22 protein-coding genes and 1 tRNA gene are annotated in these 24,648 nt (G+C 44.6%); 16 read left to right on the forward strand and 7 right to left on the reverse strand.

Annotated elements, in window-relative coordinates; translation table 11 throughout:
• Positions 1-83 precede the first annotated feature (83 nt).
• The 8 genes from QUB04_RS18405 to QUB04_RS18440 all read left to right on the forward strand — a co-directional run bounded on the left by QUB04_RS18405 (position 84) and on the right by QUB04_RS18440 (position 7,839).
• Positions 84-1,487: a nicotinate phosphoribosyltransferase gene (locus tag QUB04_RS18405; protein ID WP_333286503.1), complete on the forward strand. Its 1,404-nt coding sequence runs from the start codon at positions 84-86 to the stop codon at positions 1,485-1,487.
• Positions 1,488-1,714: 227 nt separating this feature from the next.
• On the forward strand, positions 1,715-2,314 hold the full coding sequence (locus tag QUB04_RS18410; protein WP_333286505.1) for a nicotinate-nucleotide adenylyltransferase: 600 nt from the start codon (positions 1,715-1,717) through the stop codon (positions 2,312-2,314).
• A complete protein-coding gene (locus tag QUB04_RS18415; RefSeq protein WP_333286507.1) occupies positions 2,275-3,024 on the forward strand; it encodes an NrtR DNA-binding winged helix domain-containing protein in 750 nt (249 codons plus the stop codon). Before QUB04_RS18410 ends, QUB04_RS18415 begins: the two co-directional genes overlap by 40 nt.
• A 70-nt stretch (positions 3,025-3,094) precedes the next feature.
• On the forward strand, positions 3,095-3,388 hold the full coding sequence (locus QUB04_RS18420) for an isochorismate lyase (RefSeq protein ID WP_333105335.1): 294 nt from the start codon (positions 3,095-3,097) through the stop codon (positions 3,386-3,388).
• 87 nt (positions 3,389-3,475) lie between these two features.
• Positions 3,476-5,239: an NAD+ synthase gene (locus QUB04_RS18425; protein WP_333286509.1), complete on the forward strand. Its 1,764-nt coding sequence runs from the start codon at positions 3,476-3,478 to the stop codon at positions 5,237-5,239.
• Between the two features lie 7 nt (positions 5,240-5,246).
• Positions 5,247-6,176, forward strand: coding sequence for a DUF192 domain-containing protein (locus QUB04_RS18430; RefSeq protein ID WP_333286511.1), 930 nt, complete (start codon positions 5,247-5,249; stop codon positions 6,174-6,176).
• Between the two features lie 171 nt (positions 6,177-6,347).
• On the forward strand, positions 6,348-6,680 hold the full coding sequence (gene crn3, locus QUB04_RS18435; protein ID WP_333083735.1) for a CRISPR-associated ring nuclease Crn3/Csx3: 333 nt from the start codon (positions 6,348-6,350) through the stop codon (positions 6,678-6,680).
• Between the two features lie 529 nt (positions 6,681-7,209).
• Positions 7,210-7,839, forward strand: coding sequence for a hypothetical protein (locus QUB04_RS18440; protein WP_333286513.1), 630 nt, complete (start codon positions 7,210-7,212; stop codon positions 7,837-7,839).
• Between the two features lie 234 nt (positions 7,840-8,073).
• On the opposite strand, the gene ureC is transcribed toward QUB04_RS18440, so the two are convergent.
• From ureC to QUB04_RS18470, 6 genes are all read right to left on the reverse strand, one after another.
• Positions 8,074-9,864 (reverse strand): urease subunit alpha, encoded by a 1,791-nt coding sequence (gene ureC, locus QUB04_RS18445; protein WP_333286515.1) that lies wholly within the window; start codon positions 9,862-9,864, stop codon positions 8,074-8,076.
• Between the two features lie 73 nt (positions 9,865-9,937).
• A complete protein-coding gene (locus QUB04_RS18450) occupies positions 9,938-10,609 on the reverse strand; it encodes a DUF4276 family protein (protein ID WP_333105345.1) in 672 nt (223 codons plus the stop codon).
• On the reverse strand, positions 10,606-11,748 hold the full coding sequence (locus QUB04_RS18455; RefSeq protein ID WP_333286517.1) for an AAA family ATPase: 1,143 nt from the start codon (positions 11,746-11,748) through the stop codon (positions 10,606-10,608). The genes QUB04_RS18450 and QUB04_RS18455 overlap by 4 nt, the downstream gene beginning before the upstream one ends.
• Before the next feature lie 156 nt (positions 11,749-11,904).
• Complete coding sequence (locus tag QUB04_RS18460; RefSeq protein WP_333286519.1) at positions 11,905-12,216, reverse strand: urease subunit beta; 312 nt, start codon at positions 12,214-12,216, stop codon at positions 11,905-11,907.
• A gap of 33 nt (positions 12,217-12,249) precedes the next feature.
• Positions 12,250-12,552 (reverse strand): urease subunit gamma, encoded by a 303-nt coding sequence (gene ureA, locus QUB04_RS18465; RefSeq protein ID WP_006635319.1) that lies wholly within the window; start codon positions 12,550-12,552, stop codon positions 12,250-12,252.
• Between the two features lie 172 nt (positions 12,553-12,724).
• The gene (locus QUB04_RS18470; protein WP_333286522.1) at positions 12,725-13,600 is read right to left on the reverse strand and encodes an urease accessory protein UreD; all 876 of its coding nucleotides are present in this window, start codon (positions 13,598-13,600) and stop codon (positions 12,725-12,727) included.
• A 203-nt stretch (positions 13,601-13,803) separates the two neighbouring features.
• Here QUB04_RS18470 and fmdA point away from each other — a divergent pair, with 203 nt between their 5' ends.
• The 4 genes from fmdA to QUB04_RS18490 all read left to right on the forward strand — a co-directional run bounded on the left by fmdA (position 13,804) and on the right by QUB04_RS18490 (position 20,585).
• Positions 13,804-14,979 carry a formamidase gene (fmdA, locus tag QUB04_RS18475; protein WP_333286524.1) on the forward strand — a complete coding sequence of 392 codons (1,176 nt, stop codon included), beginning with the start codon at positions 13,804-13,806 and terminating at the stop codon, positions 14,977-14,979.
• A 281-nt stretch (positions 14,980-15,260) separates the two neighbouring features.
• Positions 15,261-15,524: a zinc ribbon domain-containing protein gene (locus QUB04_RS18480; RefSeq protein ID WP_333286526.1), complete on the forward strand. Its 264-nt coding sequence runs from the start codon at positions 15,261-15,263 to the stop codon at positions 15,522-15,524.
• 320 nt (positions 15,525-15,844) lie between these two features.
• Complete coding sequence (locus QUB04_RS18485; protein ID WP_333286528.1) at positions 15,845-18,559, forward strand: DNA methyltransferase; 2,715 nt, start codon at positions 15,845-15,847, stop codon at positions 18,557-18,559.
• Between the two features lie 250 nt (positions 18,560-18,809).
• Positions 18,810-20,585: an ATP-binding protein gene (locus QUB04_RS18490; protein ID WP_333286529.1), complete on the forward strand. Its 1,776-nt coding sequence runs from the start codon at positions 18,810-18,812 to the stop codon at positions 20,583-20,585.
• Between the two features lie 338 nt (positions 20,586-20,923).
• Here QUB04_RS18490 and QUB04_RS18495 read toward each other — a convergent pair.
• A tRNA-Leu gene (locus QUB04_RS18495) sits at positions 20,924-21,008 on the reverse strand.
• A 196-nt stretch (positions 21,009-21,204) separates the two neighbouring features.
• Here QUB04_RS18495 and ndhL point away from each other — a divergent pair.
• From ndhL to QUB04_RS18515, 4 genes are all read left to right on the forward strand, one after another.
• Complete coding sequence (gene ndhL, locus QUB04_RS18500; protein ID WP_193972727.1) at positions 21,205-21,420, forward strand: NAD(P)H-quinone oxidoreductase subunit L; 216 nt, start codon at positions 21,205-21,207, stop codon at positions 21,418-21,420.
• On the forward strand, positions 21,421-21,726 hold the full coding sequence (locus tag QUB04_RS18505; RefSeq protein ID WP_333104690.1) for a DUF3007 family protein: 306 nt from the start codon (positions 21,421-21,423) through the stop codon (positions 21,724-21,726). It abuts the gene before it with no gap.
• A 205-nt stretch (positions 21,727-21,931) separates the two neighbouring features.
• Positions 21,932-22,729, forward strand: coding sequence for a tryptophan synthase subunit alpha (trpA, locus tag QUB04_RS18510; RefSeq protein WP_333286531.1), 798 nt, complete (start codon positions 21,932-21,934; stop codon positions 22,727-22,729).
• Between the two features lie 538 nt (positions 22,730-23,267).
• On the forward strand, positions 23,268-23,915 hold the full coding sequence (locus QUB04_RS18515; protein ID WP_333286533.1) for a DUF6658 family protein: 648 nt from the start codon (positions 23,268-23,270) through the stop codon (positions 23,913-23,915).
• Positions 23,916-24,648 lie beyond the last annotated feature (733 nt).

Raw genomic sequence — 24,648 nt, forward strand, 5'->3', positions numbered from 1 at the left:
TGCAATCTTTATCAAAAATTTACAAAAAGATATGGTGTTTGTCACTATAATTAAGAAAAAGAAGTTTGTCCGGGGTTTTTCTTATGAAAACTACCACAGAAAGCCTGCAGCTCACAGGTTTTGAAGAAATCTTAGAAGACCAGGAACTGACGGTTTCTTCAGCAGATTACAGCCTTTTGACCGATCTCTACCAGCTAACGATGGCCGCTTGTTACGTCGGGGAAGGACTCGACGGGCGGGCCGCGAGTTTTGAGTTGTTCGCGCGCAGGCTGCCAGAGGGTTTTGGCTACGCGATCGCGATGGGTTTGGCTCAAGTTATCGATTATTTGGAAAAATTTCGGTTTTCGCCGGCGCAAATTCAGGCTTTGCACTCCACGGGGATTTTTGCCGGCGCCCCGGAGCAATTTTGGACTTTACTCGCCACAGCCCGCTTTACTGGGGATGTTTGGGCGGTGCCGGAGGGGACGGCGGTTTTTGCCAACGAGCCTCTGCTGCGAATTGAGGCTCCTCTGTGGCAGGCTCAGTTAGTGGAAACTTATTTATTGAATGCCATAAATTATCAAACTTTGATTGCGACGCGGGCTGCGCGGCTGCGCGATGTGGCGGGCCCGGAGGCTAAGTTGCTGGAATTCGGGACGCGCAGGGCTTTTGGGCCTCAAGCTGCTGTTTGGGCGGCTAGGGCTGCCTTGGCTGCGGGGTTCGACGGAACTTCTAATGTTTTGGCTGCTTTGAAGTTGGGCCGCAAGCCTGTCGGTACGATCGCCCATGCTTTGGTAATGGCTGTGGCTGCCCTCGAAGGCAGCGAGAATCAGGCGTTTGCAGCTTTTCACCGCTATTTTCCGGGGGCGCCGCTGCTGATCGATACTTATGATACTGTGGCTGCGGCGCGGATGTTGGCCGATCGAGTAAACAGCGGTGAAATGCTGTTGGAAGGCGTGCGGCTGGATTCCGGCGATTTGGCGGTGCTGTCTCGGGAAGTTCGATCGATCCTGCCTGGGGTTCCAATTTTTGCTAGTGGTGATTTGGACGATCGAGAAATTGCTAAATTAAAAAGTAGCGGCGCTTGCATTGACGGTTACGGTTTGGGAACGAAGTTGGTCAGCGGTTCCCCTGTGAACGGTGTGTATAAGTTGGTGGAAATTGACGGGATTCCGGTGATGAAAGAGGCAAGCGGCAAGGTAACATATCCAGGAAGAAAGCAAATTTTTAGACATATTGAAAATGGACACATTCTCGGAGATTGTTTGGGATTGTCAGGAGAAACTATTCACAATTGCGATTCTTACTTACCATTAATGGAGTTGGTTGTAAAGGACGGCACACGAGTGCAGAAGCCGGAAAGTTTGGACGATATCGCCAAACGAACTGCTGCTTCTGTCGCCAGTCTTCGACCCGAAACTCGCCAACTTGACAACCCGATTTCGCCGCCTGTGGAAATTTCTACAGATTTGCAGAGTCTCACCCAAAAAACGAAAAAGAGTCAGTAGTCAGTAGTCAGTAGTCAGTAGTCAGTAGTCAGTAGTCAGTAGTCAGTAGTCAGTAGTCAGTAGTCAGTAGTCATTAGTCATTAGTCATTAGTCATTAGTCATTAGTCAGTAGTCAGTAAACAATCAACAGTCAACAATCAACAATCAACAGTCAACAGTCAACAGTCAACAGTCAACAATCAACAGTCAACAGTCAACAGTCAACAGTCAACAATTACCGATTCCCTATGCAGAAGATTGCTCTTTTTGGAACCAGTGCCGATCCACCCACAGCAGGACACAAAACAATTCTGAGTTGGCTTTCCCAACATTTTGATTGGGTAGCAGTTTGGGCGTCGGACAATCCTTTTAAGTCGCACCAGACTTCTCTAGAACACCGATCGGCAATGCTGCTGTTAATGATTCAAGAAATTAATTCGCCCAGACACAATCTTTGCTTGCATCCAGAACTCAGTAGTCCCAGGACGGTGGAAACTGTGGAACAAGCAAGATTGCTGTGGCCGAATGCAGATTTGACGCTGGTAATAGGTTCGGACTTGGTGGGGCAACTGTCTCGCTGGTACAAATTTGAACAATTGTTAAAACAAGTGGACTTGCTGATAGTACCGCGACCGGGTTATCCGTCGGAACAATTAGATTTGTGGCAGTTGAGGCGCATGGGTGCAGAGGTGGCGATCGCATCTTTGAATGGTCCCAATGTTTCTTCTACCTTCTATCGGGAAACAGGAGACACCCAAGCCCTGACTCCGACCATCGAAGATTACATCAATAGGGAGCATTTGTACGCATGGCACGAGGCACGAAAAAGAGCGAAGGTTGCTCATTAGCTGACTTTAAAGTAGGAGTAGATAATGTGATTTTTTCCGTCGATGCCGTGCAGAACCGCTTGTTGGTACTGTTGGTAATGCGGCAAGACGAACCGTTTATGGATTCTTGGAGTCTTCCTGGTACTTTGGTGCGGGACGGAGAGTCTCTTGAAAATGCGGCTTACCGAATTTTGTCTGAGAAAATTCGGGTAAAAAATTTGTATCTGGAGCAATTGTATACTTTCGGAGAACCGGGGCGCGATCCTCGGGAAATTACCAGGGGCGATCGTTATCTTTCGGTGAGTTATTTTGCTTTGGTTCGCTTTGAGGAAGCTGAGTTAATTGCTGGGAGTGTAGTCGCGGGCGTGGGCCACCGCGTCGGCGGCATTGCTTGGTATCCCGTGCAACAAGTTCCTAAGCTGGCCTTCGATCACAATCAAATTCTCGAATACGGATACCGGCGACTGCGTAACAAACTTGAATACAGTCCGGTAGCTTTTGAAGTTTTGCCGGATGTTTTTACTTTGAGCGATTTGTATCAGCTTTATACAACTATTTTGGGGGAAAGTTTTTCGGATTATTCTAATTTTAGATCTCGATTGTTAAAATTGGGTTTTTTGTGCGATACCGGTGTTAAGGTTTCGCGGGGGGCTGGCCGCCCTGCTAGTTTGTACCGCTTTGATGCGGCCGCTTTTGCTCCTTTCAAAAATAAGCCACTGGTGTTTATCTAGCTGTTACTTAGATGACATTCTGGGATCAATTTAGTAACATTAGAATAGAAGCTATTAAGGAGTGCAGACGATGAAAGACCCTGATGAATGCGCTAATATTCACGAAGTTCGGGAGGAAATTGATATCATCGATCGAGAAGTGATCGAGGCTTTGAGCAAGAGATTTCAATACGTCATCGCGGCCGCAAGGTTCAAAACGAGTGAAGCTAGCGTTAAATCGTTCGATCGCTTTCACGATATGTTACAGCAGCGGCGCGAGTGGGCTCAAGAATCGGGTTTGAATCCTGATGTGGTTGAAAATATTTACCGGGATTTGGTAAATTATTATATTGAGGAAGAGTTGAAACATTACAAATCCAAGTAATCTTTCGCTACATTCAAATCTAGGACTATAGGAAAGTGAGTCCGCGCGGGCGGACTGTTAGCAATATTTATTAGGTGATTTGGTGGTATGAAAATTGCGATCGCACAACTCAATCCTACTATTGGTGATATCTTGGGCAACTCCAACCTAATTCTGGAGGCGGCGAAAAAAGCTGAGGTTGATGGCGCAAACTTATTGCTAACACCGGAACTTTCCCTGATCGGTTATCCGCCGCGCGATTTGTTAATCAATCCGAGTTTCATTGCAGATGCAGGTGCACAGTTGCTGCAACTGGCGCAAGCTTTGCCACCGGAGTTGGCAGTCATAGCAGGCACTGCCTTACCTAATGCTAATGCTGTTCAACTAGGCGGAAAATCCTTGTTTAATAGCGCTGTTTTGTTGCAAAATGGCGCTATTAAACAAGTTTTTCATAAACGCTTGTTGCCTAGTTATGATGTATTTGATGAAGACAGATATTTTGCACCGGGAGAAAACAGCAATTATTTTACTATTGGCGAAGTCAAAATCGGCGTGACAATTTGTGAAGATTTGTGGAACAATGAGGAGTTTTGGGGTAAACGCAGTTACGCGGGCGATCCGGTTTCCGATTTGGCAAAATTGGGTGTAGATTTAGTGGTGAATTTGTCGGCATCGCCTTATTCTGCGGGAAAGCGGGGAGTGCGATCGGCGATGTTGCAGCACAGCGTCATCCGCTGCGGGAAACCGATTATTTACGCTAATCAGGTAGGGGGAAATGACGATATTATTTTTGACGGCAGCAGTTTTGCTGTGAATCGAAAGGGTGATTTGATTGAGGTATTAGCTTCTTTTGAAACAGATTTTGTGGTGCTGGAATATGACCAAGCTAAACAAGATTTAGTGGGCAGAAATCAGCAAAGTGCAGCAGGAATTGAGGCGGCGCCGTTGAGTTTTTATCCGGCGGTTGGAGATGCAGAAATTTGGGCTGCTTTGGTTTTGGGAGTGCGAGATTATGTCCGCAAGTGCGGTTTTTCTAAGGTTGTACTCGGTTTGAGCGGCGGGATAGATTCGGCTTTGGTGGCGGCGATCGCCACTTGCGCGATCGGGCACGAAAATGTTCTAGGGGTGTTGATGCCTTCTCCTTACAGTTCGGATCATTCGGTTAATGATGCTGTGGAATTAGCCCGAAATCTGGGCATCGCGATCGAACAATTGCCGATCGGCGATTTAATGAAAACTTACGATCGCACTCTCGCCAATTTGTTTGTCAACACAACTTTCGGGATTGCTGAGGAAAATATTCAATCGCGGATTCGAGGCAATCTGTTGATGGCAATTTCTAACAAGTTCGGACATTTGCTGCTTTCGACGGGCAATAAGTCGGAAATGGCGGTGGGTTACTGCACTCTCTACGGCGATATGAATGGGGGATTGGCGGTGATTTCCGATGTGCCGAAAACTCGCGTTTATTCGCTTTGTCGGTGGCTGAATTCTGGCGGATATGTAGGGGCGGTGCCCCCGTGCCCGCCCTCTCCGTACCCACACCCGTGCCAGCCCCTGGGCAAGGAAATTATTCCGGTTAATATTATTAATAAAGCGCCGAGTGCTGAACTGAAACCTGGCCAAATTGACCAAGATTCTTTGCCGGATTACGATGTTTTGGATGACATCTTGTATCGGTTGATAGAACATCACGAATCTGCCCAAAAAATGGTCGCTGCCGGACACGATGAAGCCGTGGTTAAACGGGTAGTAAAATTAGTGAGGCAAGCGGAGTTTAAACGGCGGCAAGCAGCCCCTGGTTTGAAAATTAGCGATCGAGCTTTTGGTACCGGTTGGCGGATGCCGATCGCCAAATCTTCCTTCTATTAAACGCAAAATGGTTAACATCGACGGTACTTTCGGCTTCGATTTTCTCCTTGGAAGTCTCAGCAACGACACGATTAAAGGATTTGCGGGTAATGATACTATTCAAGGTTTGGGGGGAAATGACCGAATTTTTGGCGATCGGGAAAATGACTTGCTAGCAGGAAATGAAGGGGCTGATACGGTGTCTGGCGGGCAGGGAAGCGATACAATCTATGGAGGACAAGAGTCGGATTGGATTTTTGGCGATCGGGGTAACGATTTGCTAATAGGCGGCGAAGGCAAGGATATCTTGACAGGAGGCGCGGGGGAGGATTTATTTGTGATGAAAAAAACCGCCGCCACATCTACTATTACTCAAGCCGATATAATTACAGATTTTGGCAACGGCAATGATAAAATTGTCTTGACAGAAGGCATGAAAATTAGCGATTTAGAGCTTTCAGTTTCCGACAACCAAACTATTATGAAAGATAAAAACTCTGGTAATTATTTAGGAGTTGTTTCGGGAAATTCTAATCTGACTGAATCCAACTTTATGTCGCTGTTTGGCGGACTAGATATGGGTCAGCTTTTGCCAATTTCGGTTAACACGATTATAGCCGATCGCGCGATCGGACTGGAAGTGGCGCAAACTCCCCAAGAACAAGCCACAGGTTTAATGTTTCGCACAGAATTGCCAGACGACAGAGGAATGCTTTTCCCCATCGAACCCGCGCGAAACGTGCGTTTTTGGATGAAAAACGTGTTGATTGAGCTGGATATGGTTTTTCTGCGGGAAGGCGTCGTGCAGGCGATAATTCCTAACGTACCGCCGTGTTTGACCGAAACCTGCCCCAACTACGGCCCGGATGTTCCCGTTGACGGAGTTATTGAACTCAGAGGCGCAAGGGCGGCCCAATTGGGACTCAAAATTGGCGATCGGATTCCCAATTTACCCTAAAAAGGTAGATGATATCATGTCTGTTTGATTCGGACTTGTATGATATTAAATTTTGTATGGGCGGGTTCACCAACAATAATTGCCCATAATCTACAATATAATAAACCCGCCCCCGCCCATACTACCAGACATGATATGATTTTATCGCAGCATTCAACATTTGTGCATCCCATGAATCCTATTGAATTAAAAATAATCCCCCATCAAACTCAAGACGGTTTAGCTTACCAACATTTGCGCTTGCGAATTACAACTCAAGACGGTATTATCACACCCGATGATTTACAAGGTTTGAAACTTCCTCAAGACGTTCAATTAAGCCAAGGAATTGTCATTGAAGGTAGAGGAGCAATTTGGCTGTACGGGTATTTAGTGCACGAATGTCATCCTGCAGCTTGGGTGGGATGTTACGATCCGCGATTAGAAGGTGCGGTGGTAGTAGCGACGCACAAGCACGAGGTATCTGTTGGACAGGTATTAAAATTGAGTTTACCAAGCGATTAAGACTCTCCTGAGTTTTAGGTGATAATAAATAAAAATAAAACTTCCCGTGGTGGGGGCATATTACCTGCGTTAGCGACACGCTAACACTAATGTTTCCACCACAAATCCAGGAGAGTCGCGATTAAATTAGAGCGTTTTGAGTGAATAGTCCAGACTATTGTGCACCAGACTATCCAGCTATGAATGCAGCACGCGGCAGAATTGCTGTGGGAGGAATTGATATAAATGGCAGGAGAGATAAATCCTCTAACCGTGCAGGTTCCACACCTGTGGATTAGGTAGTTGCACCTCGACTAGATATCTTTTCTACAACTCGCTATCACACCTACGAAACCTAATATCTCACCTTTACTCAAAGAACACGATCGCGAATTACGCACTCCGACAGAGAAACCGGGTTTTTTACCGAATCTGCGAGTCACAACGCAGTATTTTCGTAAAAAACCCGGTTTCTGAACCCCCGTGCACAAGCCCTAGCAAAAAATGGTTTGACACGCAATATACTGTTCTTAGCTTTTAGTTATTAATTATGGCAAATTACAGAACTGTATTGTTGTTCAATAGTCTAACTTTAGTGCTAGTTGGGCTAGTGACGGCGTGTCTGAGTTTGTTCGGTTCATCAGTAAAAGGGTTATTTTTGCCGCCTTGTTCTGCCACGTATCCGGGTGCAGGTTTCTTTTTTTTGGCGTTTCAAATGTTATTTTATTTATCGGTAATGGTGTGCGCTTTTACCTTTGGATTGCTGAGAATTATTCAACCCGATCGCCCAGAAAATCGATTTATTTTATATTCGGCACTGTTTGCAGGTTGCTTTCTGTTTAATGAAGTTTTTCGCACCCACGTTCATCTGGGACGTGCGGGTTTTCCGAAAGTGACAATTGTCATATTTTACGCTGTGCTGGCAATTGCATACGGATTAGCTTTTCGGAGACAAATTCGCTCGACTCCCTATGCTTTACTGCTGAGTGGCGTTGGTTTGTTATTTGTTGCCTTTTTTGCAGAAGCGCTGCCTTTAAAAAACGAGATAATTTCGAGCTTGCTGGAGGGAATACCGAAGCTGTTGAGCGGGATTAATATTGCACTTTATTTTTGGTTTTTGTGTCAGGGTTTGATAGTGCGATCGCTCAATTTTTCTAACAGGAAATCACATCCCGAATGAAGTAAGATGAAGATTGGCCGTTGGGTGGGGGCGGGTTTTTTAAATTGTCGGTTTTGGGCAAATATTGTTGGTAAAACCCGCCCCTACATGATTGTATAATCGGTTAAAACTGAGATATTGCACCATTGTCAATTAGCTTTTTCTGAACAGGCTTTTCGGCCTGTTCCACAACATATAAATTTTCTTGTGGAACAGGCCGAAAAGCCTGTTGCTGACAATGGTGCAAAATATCAGTTAAAACAAAAAGTATCGCTGCGCCATTGGCAAAACTGTTGCCGGTTCGCAAGTTAACAATTCCCCATCCGCCCTGACTTCATAAGTTTCTGGATCGACTTCCATTTGTGGCAAATAATCGTTGAGTTTCATATCTCTTTTACTAATTTGTCGGGTCCCGGAAACTGCTACAGTGGGCTTGTGCAAACCTAGCTGTGCGGCAATATCTCGATCGCGCGCAGCTTGGGAAACAAACGTCAGACAAGTCGCCCCAATCGCACCGCCAAAACTGCCAAACATCGGCCGCATATGCACCGGTTGCGGCGTCGGAATGCTGGCGTTAGCATCTCCCATCTGCCCGTAGGCGATCGCCCCTCCTTTAATTACCAGTTCCGGTTTCACCCCAAAAAAAGCCGGCCGCCACAAACACAAATCCGCCAATTTCCCCTCTTCCACCGAACCGACATACTGACTAATTCCGTGAGTAATCGCCGGATTAATTGTATATTTCGCAATGTACCGCTTCACCCGAAAATTGTCATTTTCTCCCCCTGTAGAACGGGCATCTTGCCCGTCTAAATTACCTGTGGAACGGGCATCTTGCCCGCCCAAACCCCCTGTGGAACGGGCATCTTGCCCGTTCAAATTCCCCCTTTGAACCTTCATTTTATGTGCCGTTTGCCAAGTCCGAATAATCACCTCTCCAACTCTTCCCATCGCCTGAGAATCAGAAGAAATCATACTAAACGCACCTAAATCGTGCAAAATATCCTCAGCAGCAATAGTTTCCCTTCTAATTCTCGATTCAGCAAAAGCCACATCTTCAGGAATGCCTCGATCCAAATGGTGGCAAACCATCAACATATCTAAATGTTCTTCTAAAGTATTGACAGTGTAAGGGCGAGTCGGGTTAGTTGACGAGGGCAAAACATTAGCTTGTCCGCACACTTTAATAATATCCGGTGCGTGTCCGCCGCCAGCACCTTCGGTGTGGTAAGTGTGAATAGCGCGATTTTTAAAGGCGGCAATTGTAGCTTCCACAAATCCCGCTTCATTGAGAGTATCGGTGTGAATTGCAACTTGCACATCGTACTCGTCAGCTACACTCAAACAAGTGTCGATCGTTGCTGGTGTAGTTCCCCAATCTTCGTGGAGTTTCAAACCCATTGCACCGGCAAAGATTTGTTCAACTAATCCTTGGGGTTGACTGCTATTTCCTTTACCTAAAAACCCTAGATTTACGGGGAAAGCGTCAGCAGCTTGCAGCATTCGGTACATATGCCAAGGCCCCGGAGTGCAAGTTGTGGCGTTTGTACCCGTTGCGGGGCCTGTGCCGCCGCCGATCATTGTCGTGATTCCAGAGGCGATCGCCACTTCAATTTGCTGCGGACAAATAAAGTGAATGTGAGTGTCAATTCCCCCAGCGGTGAGAATCATTCCTTCACCGGCAATCACTTCAGTACCAGGCCCGATAATAATATCTACCCTATCTTGAATATAAGGATTTCCGGCTTTACCAATTTTGTAAATTTTGCCGTCTTTTATACCGACATCTGCTTTAACAATTCCCCACCAGTCTAATATTAAAGCATTAGTAATTACCGTGTCAACCGCACCATCAGCATTAGAAATAGGCGACTGTCCCATGCCGTCGCGAATGACTTTGCCACCGCCAAATTTAACTTCATCCCCGTAGGTTGTGAAGTCTTTTTCAACTTCTATGAATAATTCTGTATCGGCTAACCGGACGCGATCGCCCACAGTCGGCCCGAAAGTTTCCGCGTAGGCGCGGCGATCCATTCTGTAACTCATATTAATTAGCTCCTCATCAAATTTTCTAGAATTTTTCTCATTGCCCCAATGCTTGAGTATACATTAATTTATGCTAAAAATTTTCCGTTTGTATACCTTCTATAAACTCAACAAATGGTTTGAAACATTGAGGACATTTCTCGGCAATTTCTTGATACCAAGTCTTCCCTAGTATCAATTGTGGATCCACCCTTTTATCGTATTTTTTGCCAGAATCTCGGAAAAGTTGATCTACAATTTTCGAGGGGGGGCGATCGTGATTTTGGTCTTCTACTGGTATTGTCCAGGTGACAGCTAGAGAAGTAACTCCTAGTTTACCTCGTAATGCAGATTCAGCCGCCAAAATCAAAGCTTCCATTTCGTATTTAAAACAAAAAACTTTGAAGCGTTCTTTGAGACGTTCATCCTGAATACCTTTCTTTTGTAATGCTTGATAAAAATTCTCCATAATTCCAGCTTTTAGCTGTTGAAAAGTCTCATGGGGAAACCCTTTATTCTTAGGATATAAGTCTGGCAACAGAATTACAATTGAATTCGGAGTCCTGCAAAGAATATTAACAGCTTTTATTGGAGCATTCAGCAGCAACTCTTTTTTAGCGTCACCTCCTCTATCATTGTTCTCTCCTTTGATTGGAAAAAACTCTATACTGACACCTTCTTCAGATTTTTGGTCAATCAAATTTACTAACAATGCTTCCATTGCATTTTTATCTGATGGCCCTTCTACATAGATAATTACCCTCATGGTAGAAGCTCCAATTCATCACTGCGGTGGAGTTTTTCAATTTCCTCTGTCCCAAAGTCATCAAGCATATCTGTTAAAACTTTGGAATTACCAGGTTTAATAAACTTTGATTCTCCATTCTCCTTTCGCATCACAGCAATTTGGGAAATATCAAATTGGGTTAAAAAATAAGAAGAATGAGTAGCCAAAAGAACCTGAGTGCGTTCAGCAGCTTTTTCAAACAATCCTGCTAAAAGAGGGAGTGTCCGAGGATGAACACCTTGATCCGGCTCATCAATACAAATTAGAGAGGGTGGTTTCGGGTGCAAACAAAGACAAATCCAACAAATTAATCTTAGAATACCATCGGATAAATCCGCAAGACTTAAATCCTGGTTAATCCCCTTTTCCTGCCAAAATGCGATAACTTCTCCAGGCCCGCCGCGAGCTTTTACAGTCAATTTTTTGAATCCTGGAATAACTGATTGTAAATGTTGTTGCAGGTCATCAAAAACGGCGCTATGTTCAGTCATTAAATAGTGTAATACTGAACTCAAATTGCCTGCATCTTCATCCAACACTGGTTCTTGTTCAATGAGAACAGATTTGCGAATTTTGTGATTAGCAATGTTAAATGAACTGTAAAATTTCCAACCCCCGATATACTCTCGTAGTTTATAGAGAGTTGCTAAATCTGGATTTGTTATTGTCCTGAGTGCGAGTTGATTGCGTTTGGGAAATACGCGATTTGTCTCTGCATATCCTGGTTCGCGATACAAACCTTCAGTACCTTTAATATCCATGAACAAATGTTGAGATGACTCCACTCGCTCGAAAGAAATTTGCGGATTGCTTCTCGGCCCCATGAGTTCTCCTTGATAGGAGATATTAGACTCACCTGTATCAATTTTAAGCTCCCATTCAAACTTTTCTGAGCCGGTAATATGGAAAATCTGTTGACCGATAGAACCCTTAATAATTTCGTTAGGAATCTCGCTTTCCATACTGTCGGTCAAAAATTTTAGAAACTCAAACAGGCTTGATTTCCCAGAACCATTAGCTCCCACAATAATTTCTAGTGGTTCCAATGGAGCAGTAAAATCTCGGAATGGTCTATAACCCTGAATTTTGATTGAGGTTATTCGGGAGTGCGGTGTCATTTCGCTACCTGTCGTTTTAGTAATATTGTTGATAATACAGGACTTACGCACGGCTGCCAAAAACCAGGTTTTTCTGTCAATATCTATCGCATAGATGCACAATTTTTCTCAGAAACTGGGTTTTTCGCGTAAGTCCTATAATAGTCTAATTGTCTCTCATCCATCTAACATACCATTCACTTTTCCATTAAAGCCGTAGACTTGACGACTACCAACAAACGGCACTAATTGAACTTCCCTTTCATCTCCCGGTTCAAACCTGACTGCTGTACCTGCGGGGATATCCAACCGCATTCCTTTGGCTTGTTCTCGATTAAACTCTAAGGCTTCGTTGGCCTCATAAAAGTGATAGTGGGAACCGATTTGAATGGGTCGATCGCCTTTATTTCCTACAAGCAACCGCAGCGTTGGGCGATCGGCATTTAATTCTATTTCGCCTGCTGAAACAATCATTTCTCCTGGAATCATTTTTTCCTCCTCTGAGTCTCTGTGGTTAATTTTTTAACGGATCGGATCGTGCACTGTTACCAACTTAGTTCCGTCGGGAAAAGTCGCCTCCACCTGGACTTCATGCACCATTTCTGCTATCCCTTCCATCACATCTTCCCGCGTCAGGAGAGTTGTTCCATAACTCATTAAATCGGCGACGGTGAGGCCATCTCTTGCTCCTTCTAAAATGGCGGCGGAAATGTAAGCTAGCGCTTCTGGATAGTTTAATTTTAAACCTCTTTGTTTGCGGCGCTCTGCTACCAGGGCGGCGGTGAAAATCAGCAGTTTGTCTTTTTCTTGGGGGGTGAGTTGCATTTTTATTCTTGTAAGTGCGATCGCATTATTTGGTTATGATATCGTTTACGGTTGTTGCTGAATGATTAAGAATGATTAAACCGCAGAGGGCGCAGAGGGCGCAGAGTCAGAGAAGAGAGAGATGAATAATCTAATTAGGAGGGCAACTATAGATTGAAACTCAAAGATCATCCTATTTTATCCAAACTCTGGGCAAACAGCAAGGGCGTTCTGAAAAAGATAAGCGCAGCAAGTGCCAAATGTTGACAAACCAGTCTCTAGCTGCGGTGGTGGATGTACCGCGATATCGGCACAGCAAACCGTTAGGAATACGAGTCACGCCGACGGTGGAATTACCAGGATAAATTGTTGCCTCACATGGCAAATTTCGCACTTTTTCCACGATTTCTGTGGTTACGGGTTCGCCTACCCAAGCGAGGGTGGCGACTACGGGTTTTCCTGCGAGGCCGTGAGGACTTTCGAGCATTTTTTCTCCACCTTTGAGCAATTGTCTGTCAATCCATAAAGGGCTGTTTTGTTGCCAGATTTCGGTGTGCGAGATCCATTCTCCAGACAAGAACTTTTCGCCCCTAGCACTGCGTCCAAATCTGGTAATTTCCCACAGTAAAATCCTCGCTGTTGGTGCTAATTCTACCCGCAAATTTTGCCGATATATTGCGCCGTCAAAAACTATTGTTTCTTGTGGCAGCCATTCTAAATTAGCACCGGGTTCTAGTTTGATGTCAATATTTTGTTGTGATTCTAGTCCGCTGCTACGATATATTTTACCAGCGGCGGCGCTGGTAATCAAGGCTTTGGCGTTGGGTTGGAGGTGAAAATGGCTGGAAAGTCGATCGCCCCCGACAACTCCACCAGCCGTGTGCAAGATGACGCTGTGACAAATCTCTTTACCTTCAGGATAAAACGGGCGCTGCACCTTTAGGGGCGCTTGCATTTGATTGTGAATGATTTGAGTTGAGCCGCTGCGGTTAGCGTAGACTAAATCCAGGCTGCCGTGCCATCCATTTTCAACTTGATCTATATGTTGTTTGGTCAAATTTTCCGTCACTAATTTTTAAATTTAAAAACATTCCCAATCAAAAACATACCACGACTGCGGCGCTTCCCTGCAATTAGTTAAATAATGATAATCGTTCTCTGAAATATTTTTGGTTTCTGCACTTATTAGTATAAGAATTTACATTTATCAACCATCAGATCGGCGAAGATGCGCGTACCATGTAAAAATCAGTAACTAGAGGAGTGCAGAATATGCCTCAAGTTCTCTTCAAAGTTGATTTGACCAAACCGATGTCAGAACAGGAATTAGTCGGTCACAATCGCTGGCATCCAGATATTCCAGCAGTAGTTTCCGTCAATCCCGGCGATGTATTTCGCATCGAGTGCAAAGACTGGACAGACGGACAAATTAAAAATGACGACAATCCCGACGACATTCGCGATGTAGACTTAACAGTAGTTCACGTTTTGAGCGGGCCAATTTACGTTAACGGCGCGCAGCCGGGGGATATTCTAGTAGTCGATATCCTCGATATCGGGGCTTTGCAAGGGGACGAATGGGGTTTTACGGGAATTTTTGCTAAAGAAAACGGCGGCGGTTTCTTAACCGAACATTTTCCGACTGCTGCTAAAGCAATTTGGGATTTTCAGGGAATTTATACCGCTTCCCGACACATACCAAAAGTCAGGTTTGCTGGGATTACTCATCCGGGTTTAATCGGCTGCGCTCCTTCTCAGGAATTGTTGAATAAATGGAACAAACGGGAAGCGGAATTAGTAGCAACAAATCCCGATCGAGTGCCGCCTTTAGCAGCGCTGCCGAACTCCAAAAATGCAATTTTGGGCTCGCTGCAAGGGGCAGAATTCGATCGAGTGGCGGCAGAAGCGGCGCGCACTGTTCCTCCCCGCGAACACGGCGGCAATTGCGATATTAAAAACCTGTCGCGGGGTTCGAGAATTTATTTCCCGGTTTATGTCGAAGGCGCGAAACTTTCGATGGGAGATATTCACTTTTCTCAAGGAGACGGGGAGATTTCATTCTGCGGGGCAATTGAAATGTCGGGCTACATCGACCTCCACGTTGATATTATCAAAGGTGGCATGGATAAATACGCGATGGTCAACCCGATTTTCAAACCAGGGCCGGTGGAACCCCGCTATTCTGAGTACCTCGTTTTTGAAGGGATTTCTGTTGATGAATTTACGGGTCAGCAGTATTATATGGATGCCCACGTTGCTTATCGACGAGCTTGTTTGAATGCGATCGAATATTTGAAAAAGTTTGGTTTTACCGGAGAACAAGCGTATTTGCTGTTAAGCTGTGCTCCTGTGGAGGGTCGCATCAGCGGCATTGTGGATATTCCCAATGCTTGCTGCACGATTGCTTTACCGACAGAAATTTTCCAGATGGATATTCTGCCGTCTTAATTAGTAGGGCGGGCCGGGCCAGTCAAGGGGGTGTGAACTTAAGACTAAAGCCCTCTGTATCTCTCGCTTTTATCCGAGTCTAGATCCCCCTAAATCCCCCTTAAAAAGGGGGACTTTGAGCGCTCTTCTCCCCCCCTTTTTAAGGGGGGCTAGGGGGGATCTAGAGGAATGTGACTCAGACAGCAGACTGATACTAACTTTGACCTTAAGTTGAACTTAAATTAACACAAATGCGCGGCCCGCCCTAGTCATTGCATCCAAATTTACCCTCAAAAATTGATATGCCTCTATACGATTTTAAGTGTGAAACTTGCGGCATTTTTGATAAGTGGCGCCCTCTTGCAGAATCAGATACACCGGTGCTTTGCCCGAATTGCGAAACTGTTGCTAAACGCATCTTTTCGCCGCCGATGATTTTAACGGGAAAGCTGCGGTTGAAAGGTCAAGAAAATCGGGAACCGGAGGTAGTTAAGCGTTCTGAGCAACCTAAACCGCAGCGGAATCGCGAACACCGAGGGGGACGACCTTGGATGATCGGTCACTGATCCAGTTTGATATTCCGACAGTCCGATAGTCCGGCAGGGAATGAATTCCCTGCCTCAAAGCGAAAGTCCTCTTAAGAGGACTGTAAAGTTAGTATTTGCTTGCTGTGCGTAAGTCCTGTATTTCAGTCGGTTTCAACCGACTTTTGCTATTAGACAGGGACTTCAGTCCCTGGCGGGCCTGGCGGGCCTGGCGGGCAAAGGAAGTATGAATCAATTCTACTCTCTTTAAAAAAGGCTAGGGAGTATCGAAATTTTAAGCGATCGCTGCGTAACTTCTAACCAGATTATACTAATTAATATGCGTTTTAAATTATCCTCCCATGCCAGCAACCCCTGAAAGCCTCCAAAAATTCGTTACCTACTGCCAACAACACATTACAGGCGATGAAAAAGGACAAGCACAGGTATTTTTAGACCGCTTCTTTCGGGCTTTCGGCCACGATGGGGCATTAGAAGCAGGCGCAACCTATGAGGAACGCATAGAAAAAAGCAGCAAAAAAGGTCAAATGGGATTTGCTGATTTGGTGTGGAAAAAGCACGTTTTGATTGAAATGAAAAAGCGCGGTGAAGATTTGACTAAAAGAGAACACCGCACCCAAACAGAACGCTATTATATTCGCCTCAAAAAAGACGATCGCCCGCGCTACGTGATGATGTGCAATTTTGACGAGTTTCACATTTACGATTTCGACCTTCAGCCGGATCAGCCTGTAGACATTATATCCCTAGAGCAATTGCCCGCGCGATCGCCCGCTTTTGCCTTTATGGAATCTACTAGCCGCCGCCCCATATTCAAAAACAACCAAGTCGAGATTACCGAAAAAGCTGCTAGCAGAATGGGGATGCTGCTGGAAATGCTAATCGAGCGCGGCAAAGAGCGCAAATTTGCTAAATTTAATCAGTTTCAGGCACAGCGATTTGTGTTGCAGTGCGTCTTAGCAATGTTTGCCGAAGATAGGGGACTTTTGCCACCTGCACTATTTACTCGCTGCGTCAAAGATTGTCTGGAAGGAGCAAGTTCTTACGATGTCTTGGGCGGCTTATTTCAAGCAATGAATCAGCAGGGAGTCACGCCGGAAGGACGTTATGAAGGAGTCGAGTATTTCAACGGCGGATTATTTTCGGAAATACACCCCATTGAACTGCAACAGGGAGAGTTGAAAATATTAGAAGTTTGTGCCGAACAAAACTGGAGTCAGGTACGCCCTTCTATTTTTGGCAATATCTTTGAATCGGCTTTGAAAACAGATAAAAAACAGCGCCGCGCTTATGGGATTCACTTTACTACTGAGGGAGACATTCGCCGCATTGTTTTGCCCACAATTAGCTATTACTGGGAAGAGCGAATTAACGCTGCAAATACCGTAGCCAAACTGCAAAATCTGCACCAAGAATTAGGTCGCTATCGCGTCCTAGATCCGGCTTGCGGTTCAGGTAATTTTCTGTATGTAGCTTATCAGGAACTCAAGCAAGTTGAAAAGTTACTTTTAGATAAGCTAAACGAGTTCGACGGTACAAGAGGTTATATGAATTTAGTCACGCCGCAGCAATTTTACGGCATGGATATTAACTCGTTTGCGGTGGAGTTGGCGCGGGTGACGTTGATGATTGGCCGCAAGGTGGCGATCGATAATTTGGGATTGAAAGAACCTTCTCTGCCTTTAGATACTTTGGATAAAAATATTGTCTGTAAGGATGCTTTATTTACTGATTGGGTGAAGGCTGACGCGATTATCGGCAATCCTCCGTTTTTAGGCGGAAAGCACATGAGGATTGCCCTGGGAGATGAATATATTGACCGCGTGTTTAAACGCTTCCCTGATGTGAAAGATTCGGTTGATTTTTGTGCTTATTGGTTTCGCATAGCTCACAATAATTTAGAACTAAATGGCAGGGCTGGTTTAGTTGCTACTAATTCAATTAGTCAAGGTAAAAGTCGTGCTGCTGCTTTAGATTATGTCGCGCAAAATGGCGGTCACATTTATGCAGCCGTTTCTACTCAGCCTTGGTCTGGCGAAGCTAAGGTTCATGTTAGTTTGATTAACTGGAGCAAGGAAAAACCGAAAGTTTATTATTTAGATAACCTCGCGGTTTCTAGTATCAACTCTTCGCTGCAAGCTACGATTGATGTTTCTCAAGCTGCTAGGTTGTCAGCGAATTTAAACAAATGCTTTCAAGGTGTAATTCCAGTGGGAATGGGATTTATTGTTAGTCAACAGCAGGTTAATGATTGGATTAAAGCAGATGCTAAAAATCAAGAGGTTCTTAAACTTTTTTCAATGGGTGCAAATCTAGCAAAGAATCCTAACGGTATGCCGGAACGCTGGATTATTGACTTCAATGATATGAGCATTGAAGAAGCGAGTGAATATGTGCTGCCTTTCGAGTATGTAAAAGCTCATGTCAAGCCTGAACGAGATAAAAACCGCAGAGAAGTAACTAAAGTTAATTGGTGGAAATATGGCGAAAAACGACCAGCAATGAGAAAGGCGATCGCCCCTTTATCTCACTACTTTGCAGTTCCAGAGGTATCCAAATGGGCTGTTTTCGTTCCTTGCTCTTGTGAATGGCTGCCCGGAAATAAAACTAAAGTCGTTGTCTCTGATGATTTTTATATTCTCGGCATTCTCTCATCTAAAATTCACCGAATTTGGATGCACGCTCAAAAATCAACTCTCAAAGGAGATATCGCATACACCCACAATACCTGCTTTGAAACTTTCCCATTTCCCCAGACACCGACTCGTCAATCAGTAGAGCAAATTCGGGCAACGGCGGTCGAATTGCATCAATACCGCACTCAACAAATGTCAGCAAAGCAGTGGGGAATTACTCAACTTTACAACAAATTTTTTGAAGAACCAACAAGTCAACTTTATAAACTTCATGCTAAGCTCGATCGCGAAGTAATGCAAGCTTACGGATTTACTGACAACGACGATATTTTAGCAAAAGTGCTGGAATTAAACCTAGAACTGGCAGAAAAAGAAAAACGGGGAGAACCGCTGGTTGGGCCTTGTGTCCCAACCGACTAAAAATACTAATCGCTGTAATCATAAGTTTTGTAAATTTGCGTATTATCACATAGATTGTTGATAGAGATCACAAACGCTCTACTCTAAAAAGAGAGATACTAGGGGAAGCGTTGAGTATTGAGGGGTGAGTTTTGAGCTAAAGATTTCAAAATTCAAAATTAAACACTCAAAACGGCTTTCGACGTTCAGCATAAGTGCATTCTGCTTTTCTTCGCTCAATTACTCCTGATTTGTTTGGGAGGAACTTCCAATGTTATTATTTAACCACAGTCAGTCCAAGAATAGCAAGGTAGAGCAAGAACACTATGCTCAAAAACATTTGTTACAAAAATCAACTATTAATATAACTGGGCTAAAGGCAGAATGCAACCGTTTGCGGATCGGTCAAAAAATTAGCTATGGCTATGCTTTAGCTATCGGCATAGCGATTTTGGGAACTGGTGCGGGACTGAGATTGGGAGACTACTTTCACAAGCAAGCTTTAGTTCAGGTAAATGTTGCTGGGCAGCAGCAGCAAATGCTGCAAAATTTGCAAAATACCGTATTTGAAGCCCGATCGCACGCGGCGAGATTGCCGGCTGTTTTGGGAAACACGGTGTTGCTGCAATACGAACACGATCGGTTTTTCGGGCAAATCAATCAGGCCAAAATCCTGATTTCAGAAATTGAATCTTTCGCACGAAAAAATCCCAAGAGACTAGCAACAGAAGAGGCAGCATTGCACGCTATATTGAAGAAATCTGCCCTCGTCATTGATTACTACGGTCAGCTAATTAAATTGCAGTTAAAAGAAGCGGAAGTAGGGAACTTGCCACCCAACAGCATCGAGTCCGCACAGCTACAAATGTTGAGGACTAGCAGCGGCCAAGAGGCGATCGTACTAGATAAGCTTGCTCAACGTTTAACTGAGCTAATTTCTAAAGTAGAAATTCACAAACAGGAAGGAACCCAAGCATTAGAAGAAGCTGAAAATTTGCGAAACCGAATTATTCTCGGAAGTATGCTAATTTCAGCACTCATCGCTGTCGCACTGGCGGACAAAACCAGCCGCGCGATCGCCCAACCCCTCGAAACCGTTACTAATGTCGCTCAGCAAGTTGCTCGCGAATCGAATTTTAACCTGCAAGTACCAGTCACAACCGACGACGAAATCGGAGTTTTAGCGGTCTCTTTCAATCAATTAATTCAGCGAGTTAGCGAGTATACAAAAGAACTAAAAGAAACTCAATCCCAATTAATTCAAACCGAAAAAATGTCATCTCTCGGTCAAATGGTTGCAGGGATAGCCCACGAAATCAACAATCCTGTCAACTTCATCGGGGGCAACATTGACTATGCCAACCAATACATCAAAGATTTGGTAGATTTGGTAACTCTCTATCAAGAATATTATCCCAACCCACCAGATGCCATTCTAGATCGCATCGAAGACATTGAACTCGAATTTCTCAGAGAAGACTTACCAAAAACCCTCTCTTCGATGAAAATGGGAGCCGATCGCATTCGCGAAATTGTCGTATCCATGCGGAATTTTTCGCGATGCGACGACGGAAAAATGAAATCAGCCGACATTCACGAAGGAATTGATAGCACCCTCGTAATTCTCAATCATCGGCTCAAACAAGGTATTCAAGTTATTAAACAATACGGCAACTTGCCTGCGGTTGAGTGCTATCTGGCCCAACTTAATCAAGTATTTATGAATATTATTAGTAATGCAATAGATGCGCTGGAGGAAGTGAAAAAGGAAGACAAAGGCTATTCGCCAACGATTTGGGTTAGCACGGAAGTTACGGCCGACAATACTGTCACCGTCAAGATTCGGGATAACGGGCCGGGAATTGCCTCCGCAAGCGTCCAACAGATTTTTGACCCATTTTTTACTACAAAGTCGATCGGCAAAGGTACTGGATTAGGATTGGCTATTTCCTATCAAATCCTTGCCAAGCATCAAGGCAAAATTGAGGTAAATTCTCAAATAGGACAGGGCACGGAATTTGTGATTACTTTGCCAGTTGCTGCGTAAGCTGTCACGCATTTAAATTGCATATTCAGGGCGGGCGAGACGCCCACCCCACAAGACGCTTGATTATTTTTTGACATTCAATTTAAATGCACAACAGCTTAATATTACGCGGGGCGGGATGAACATAAAAAATCGGTTCCCACCGTCGCCCAATTTCCCAAACCAGCCGCTTTGCTCAACCAGTTGAATACCCGACGTAAAAATTCCGGGGCGAACTGGGCAGATATAGAGGCGCTTTTGGACATAGTAAAAAACCATTAGCGCGAAAATCGAGCGGAAAACAGAACTATTGGTGACAATAAATCTGAAACCATTGAATCACAAATGATTGAAATGGATGGGGGCGGAGGGACTTGAACCCACACGACCGTTTCGGGTCAACGGATTTTAAGTCCGTAGCGTCTACCATTCCGCCACGCCCCCCTTTGGTCAAGCTGCTGTGGTTTTGAGCCACTAACAGCAACAGCCTTTTATTCTACAGGCAAAACCCCAATTTACGCAACCCCTAATCAAAAAATTCCCAAAAGTCGCGCTGGCTCTCCCCAAGCGGTACAATAGTTAACCAGCTAACGGAGCGTGTCAACCGACTACCCGTGTTATTATTCCTCTAGAGCAAAAAATGTATATTACCTTACTGCTTTACGCCGTCTTGGCAGGAGCCTACCTCCTGGTAGTACCCGCCGCCACCTACGCTTACCTGAACAGCCGCTGGTACGTCGCTACCTCTTTTGAGCGCGGCTTCATGTACTTCTTGATGTTCTTCTTCTTCCCAGGTATGTTTCTGCTAGCTCCGTTTTTGAATTTTCGGCCCAAACGGCGGCAGATAGAAGCATAAATGCGACGTATTGACGTAATTGGAATCAGTGTCGGCTTTTTTGTAGCAGGTGGGTTTGTCTACTTGCTACTGCAATTTGCCGGACTCGACAGCATGAATGCAGGGATTTGGAGTCAGTTATTTTTGGTCGCCGGCTTGATTGGCTGGCTGGTGACTTATTTATTTCGAGCACTGACTCAAAATATGACCTACAGCCAGCAATTGCAAGACTACAAAGAAGCTGTCTTGCAGAAGCAGCTAGATGCACTCACTCCTGAAGAATTAGCCAAACTTCAAGCCGAAATTGAGCAGGAAAAAGATAATTAGTCATTAGTCATTAGTCATTAGTCATTAGTCATTAGTTATTAGCAATAAACGGTGAAAAAATGACTGCCGACTAAAAGCTAAGGAAGATGAATATAGACCGCCAAGTAATGATTGCTGACTAATGACTAATGACCGCTGACTAATGACTAATGACTAATGACTAATGACCAATGACTGATGACTAATAACTAATGACTAATAACTAATGACTATTTCTAATTGTTTTGAAACGTTACGCAAGAACCACCAATGTGCATTGATTCCTTTTATTACTGCTGGCGACCCCGACTTGGAGACAACGGCTAAAGCACTGCAAATTTTGGATGATAACGGTGCAGACGCGATCGAGCTTGGTGTTCCCTATTCTGACCCGCTAGCTGACGGGCCGGTGATTCAAGCCGCTGCTACTAGGGCTCTACAGCGGGGAACGCGGTTAGATTCGGTGCTGGAAATGGTAGCGAAAGTTAGTCCGAATTTGCGATCGCCCATCATTCTCTTCACATACTACAACCCGATTTTGTACCGAGGTATAGAAACGTTCTTGCAGCAAATCAAAAGTGCTGGAGTTCAGGGATTGGTTGTACCAGACTTGCCCTTAGAAGAAGCAGACAGTCTCATCCAACCTGCCAACAAATTAGGGATTGAACTAACATTATTAGTTGCTCCCACAAGTCCCAAAAGTCGTATAGAAGCGATCGCTCGTCAGTCTCAAGGATTTATTTACTTAGTCAGTGTGACGGGGGTTACGGGAGTACGCGAAGGCTTAGAAACGAGAGCCAAAGAGTTGCTGCAAGAACTTCGCACCGTCACCGACAAACCCATCGGCGTCGGGTTTGGTATATCGAAACCCGAACACGCTCGCCAAGTGAAAGAATGGGGTGCAGATGCTGCGATTGTTGGTAGTGCTTTTGTCAAACGCTTGGCCGAAGGAACTCCAGAACAGGGTTTAGAGGCGATCGGCGAATTCTGCAAAAGTCTAAAAACAGCGATTCAAAATGCTTAGTAAGTGTGCACATACTTTCAGCCATTAGACAGATGTGTGCGATCGGGATAGGCCACGACAATTGCGATTAAAGACCTTGTTGTACTTGAGATCATACATCCACTGCCTTCTGGTTCCTGACCGGAAGGTTTTTTTTTGAACTTAAAAGGCAAAACATCTCAACCTAGTGCGCGCACAGAGAACCAAACAGCCATGTAGGGAAACGACATTGCCTTGTCCGGTGCGGGATGCTGCGACTTTTAATAATAGGTAGAAGATTGAGGATTGTCCATTCCTTCTTCCTGATTGCTGATTTCTATCCGCTCGCCAAGCCGAAGAGCCTTCTTCCTTCTTCCTTCTCCCTTCTCCCTTCTTATTTCTTCCTTCTTCCTTCCTTCTTCCTTCTACTATAACTTAAGGAATGTAACTTGGGATAGATGAAAAGCTGCGGTTTCTATTCGTATACTTAAAAAAGTGTTTAAGTGCCTAATTTGGTAAGGCTAGACATCTACAAAGCCACAAAGCATTTGAGCATCTCACAATAGAAAGGAGCATTTTTATGAAGAGACTAACTGCATTTCTGAAAAAAATTCGAGCTGTACAAATCTTAACAGTTTTTCTGGCTGGCATTTTAGTATTAGTGAGTACAGCCTGCAGCGGCCCTGGTGTGGCGGCAGGAAAAACGGATGTGATGCCAGGAAAAGCTGATGCGAGGGTAGGAAAAACAGCCGACCAAATTAGAGAAGAAGTGCCGACCGGGGCTGTAACGTCCGAATTCAAAGGCGGCATGAACGACTACCCCGATGTCGATCCCAGAAACAAAAAGCTTACAACACAAGAAGCAAAAGCTCAGCTTCTCAAAGAGGAAGCGCAGCACCGCATTGACACGAAATCTAGCAACAATGTAGGCGAAAATGTACGGCGGGTAGCGGATGACGCGCCTGAGAAACTAGGCCAAATTGGGGACAAGGTGAAGGAAGATGCTCGCACCGCCCAGCGCAAAGCTGATAACTTTGGCGACAAAACCAAACAAGGCTTTTCTAATCTTAAAGAAAACACTCGCGATGGCTTGAAGGGAGCAAAAGATATTGTTAAAGAAGCCACGCAGGGAGCAAAAGAAAGAGTATCAGAGGGTACTGAGTCTCTGAGATATGGTACCAGCGGCGGTCAAGAAAATATCAATGATGCAGCACGAGATGCAAGATAGAACGCTGAAGAGGCCTCGGACAAGGTTCCCTAGAAAGTGAGTCGAGATATTGACTGACCTCAACGAGCGACAAAAAGAGCGACAGACGACTAATCTCAAATAACGCTGTTTCCTTCTCGGGAAGCTACATTCCGACAGGGGTTTTAACCCCTGTCGGAATGTAGGTAAAGTCAATCGATTTTAGATTTTAGATTTTAGATTTTAGATTAAAGAATTGAAGCCTTGACCCCACGGATAAATTAGGGGGCAAGTTTATCGGATACAGGTTTTTTATTTCTGGACGGATGAATCCGGGGGCTTGTATCCTGGATGCTTTCGGTCAATCGATTTTAGATTAAAGATTAAAGATTAAAGAATTGAAGCATTGACCCCACGGATAAATTCGGGAGACTGGAATGCCACTGCTTTCACGACGGATTTTTATAATTTCTATAGAGTATATTTGGACTTTTTAAGGTAGTAAGTTTTTGATCGGCTTCGCGGAAATTTGGGCGATCGCGCTATATTAAATTCACTTAATTAGCAATTGTATTTTTCAAGACATGATAAGGCAGCGTTTCTACCGTATTACGCCTTCATTGAATCGCATTTGAGATTAACAGCAGAAACTTATACGTAAGTAAAAAGCTTTAATCTCGATCGCCCAAGTATAAAATGTTGTTCATTAACAGATAATTGGAATTTGGGATCGACCGCTAGAAAATTATGGTATTTATGCCCTAAGATAGATACA

It is taken from the genome of Microcoleus sp. D2_18a_B4 (assembly GCF_036702475.1).
GTDB lineage: Bacteria > Cyanobacteriota > Cyanobacteriia > Cyanobacteriales > Microcoleaceae > Microcoleus.

Bases quoted from the DNA above. Each gene is read 5' to 3' on its own strand.
- ureC (WP_333286515.1), bottom strand. From the start codon at position 9,864: ATGAGTTACAGAATGGATCGCCGCGCCTACGCGGAAACTTTCGGGCCG.
- QUB04_RS18490 (WP_333286529.1), top strand. From the start codon at position 18,810: ATGTTATTATTTAACCACAGTCAGTCCAAGAATAGCAAGGTAGAGCAA.
- QUB04_RS18480 (WP_333286526.1), top strand. From the start codon at position 15,261: ATGCCTCTATACGATTTTAAGTGTGAAACTTGCGGCATTTTTGATAAG.
- QUB04_RS18460 (WP_333286519.1), bottom strand. From the start codon at position 12,216: ATGATTCCAGGAGAAATGATTGTTTCAGCAGGCGAAATAGAATTAAAT.
- QUB04_RS18505 (WP_333104690.1), top strand. From the start codon at position 21,421: ATGCGACGTATTGACGTAATTGGAATCAGTGTCGGCTTTTTTGTAGCA.
- trpA (WP_333286531.1), top strand. From the start codon at position 21,932: ATGACTATTTCTAATTGTTTTGAAACGTTACGCAAGAACCACCAATGT.
- QUB04_RS18415 (WP_333286507.1), top strand. From the start codon at position 2,275: ATGGCACGAGGCACGAAAAAGAGCGAAGGTTGCTCATTAGCTGACTTT.
- QUB04_RS18455 (WP_333286517.1), bottom strand. From the start codon at position 11,748: ATGACACCGCACTCCCGAATAACCTCAATCAAAATTCAGGGTTATAGA.
- QUB04_RS18450 (WP_333105345.1), bottom strand. From the start codon at position 10,609: ATGAGGGTAATTATCTATGTAGAAGGGCCATCAGATAAAAATGCAATG.
- QUB04_RS18515 (WP_333286533.1), top strand. From the start codon at position 23,268: ATGAAGAGACTAACTGCATTTCTGAAAAAAATTCGAGCTGTACAAATC.
- QUB04_RS18485 (WP_333286528.1), top strand. From the start codon at position 15,845: ATGCCAGCAACCCCTGAAAGCCTCCAAAAATTCGTTACCTACTGCCAA.
- QUB04_RS18430 (WP_333286511.1), top strand. From the start codon at position 5,247: ATGGTTAACATCGACGGTACTTTCGGCTTCGATTTTCTCCTTGGAAGT.
- QUB04_RS18405 (WP_333286503.1), top strand. From the start codon at position 84: ATGAAAACTACCACAGAAAGCCTGCAGCTCACAGGTTTTGAAGAAATC.
- QUB04_RS18425 (WP_333286509.1), top strand. From the start codon at position 3,476: ATGAAAATTGCGATCGCACAACTCAATCCTACTATTGGTGATATCTTG.
- ureA (WP_006635319.1), bottom strand. From the start codon at position 12,552: ATGCAACTCACCCCCCAAGAAAAAGACAAACTGCTGATTTTCACCGCC.
- QUB04_RS18440 (WP_333286513.1), top strand. From the start codon at position 7,210: ATGGCAAATTACAGAACTGTATTGTTGTTCAATAGTCTAACTTTAGTG.
- crn3 (WP_333083735.1), top strand. From the start codon at position 6,348: ATGAATCCTATTGAATTAAAAATAATCCCCCATCAAACTCAAGACGGT.
- QUB04_RS18410 (WP_333286505.1), top strand. From the start codon at position 1,715: ATGCAGAAGATTGCTCTTTTTGGAACCAGTGCCGATCCACCCACAGCA.
- ndhL (WP_193972727.1), top strand. From the start codon at position 21,205: ATGTATATTACCTTACTGCTTTACGCCGTCTTGGCAGGAGCCTACCTC.
- QUB04_RS18420 (WP_333105335.1), top strand. From the start codon at position 3,095: ATGAAAGACCCTGATGAATGCGCTAATATTCACGAAGTTCGGGAGGAA.
- fmdA (WP_333286524.1), top strand. From the start codon at position 13,804: ATGCCTCAAGTTCTCTTCAAAGTTGATTTGACCAAACCGATGTCAGAA.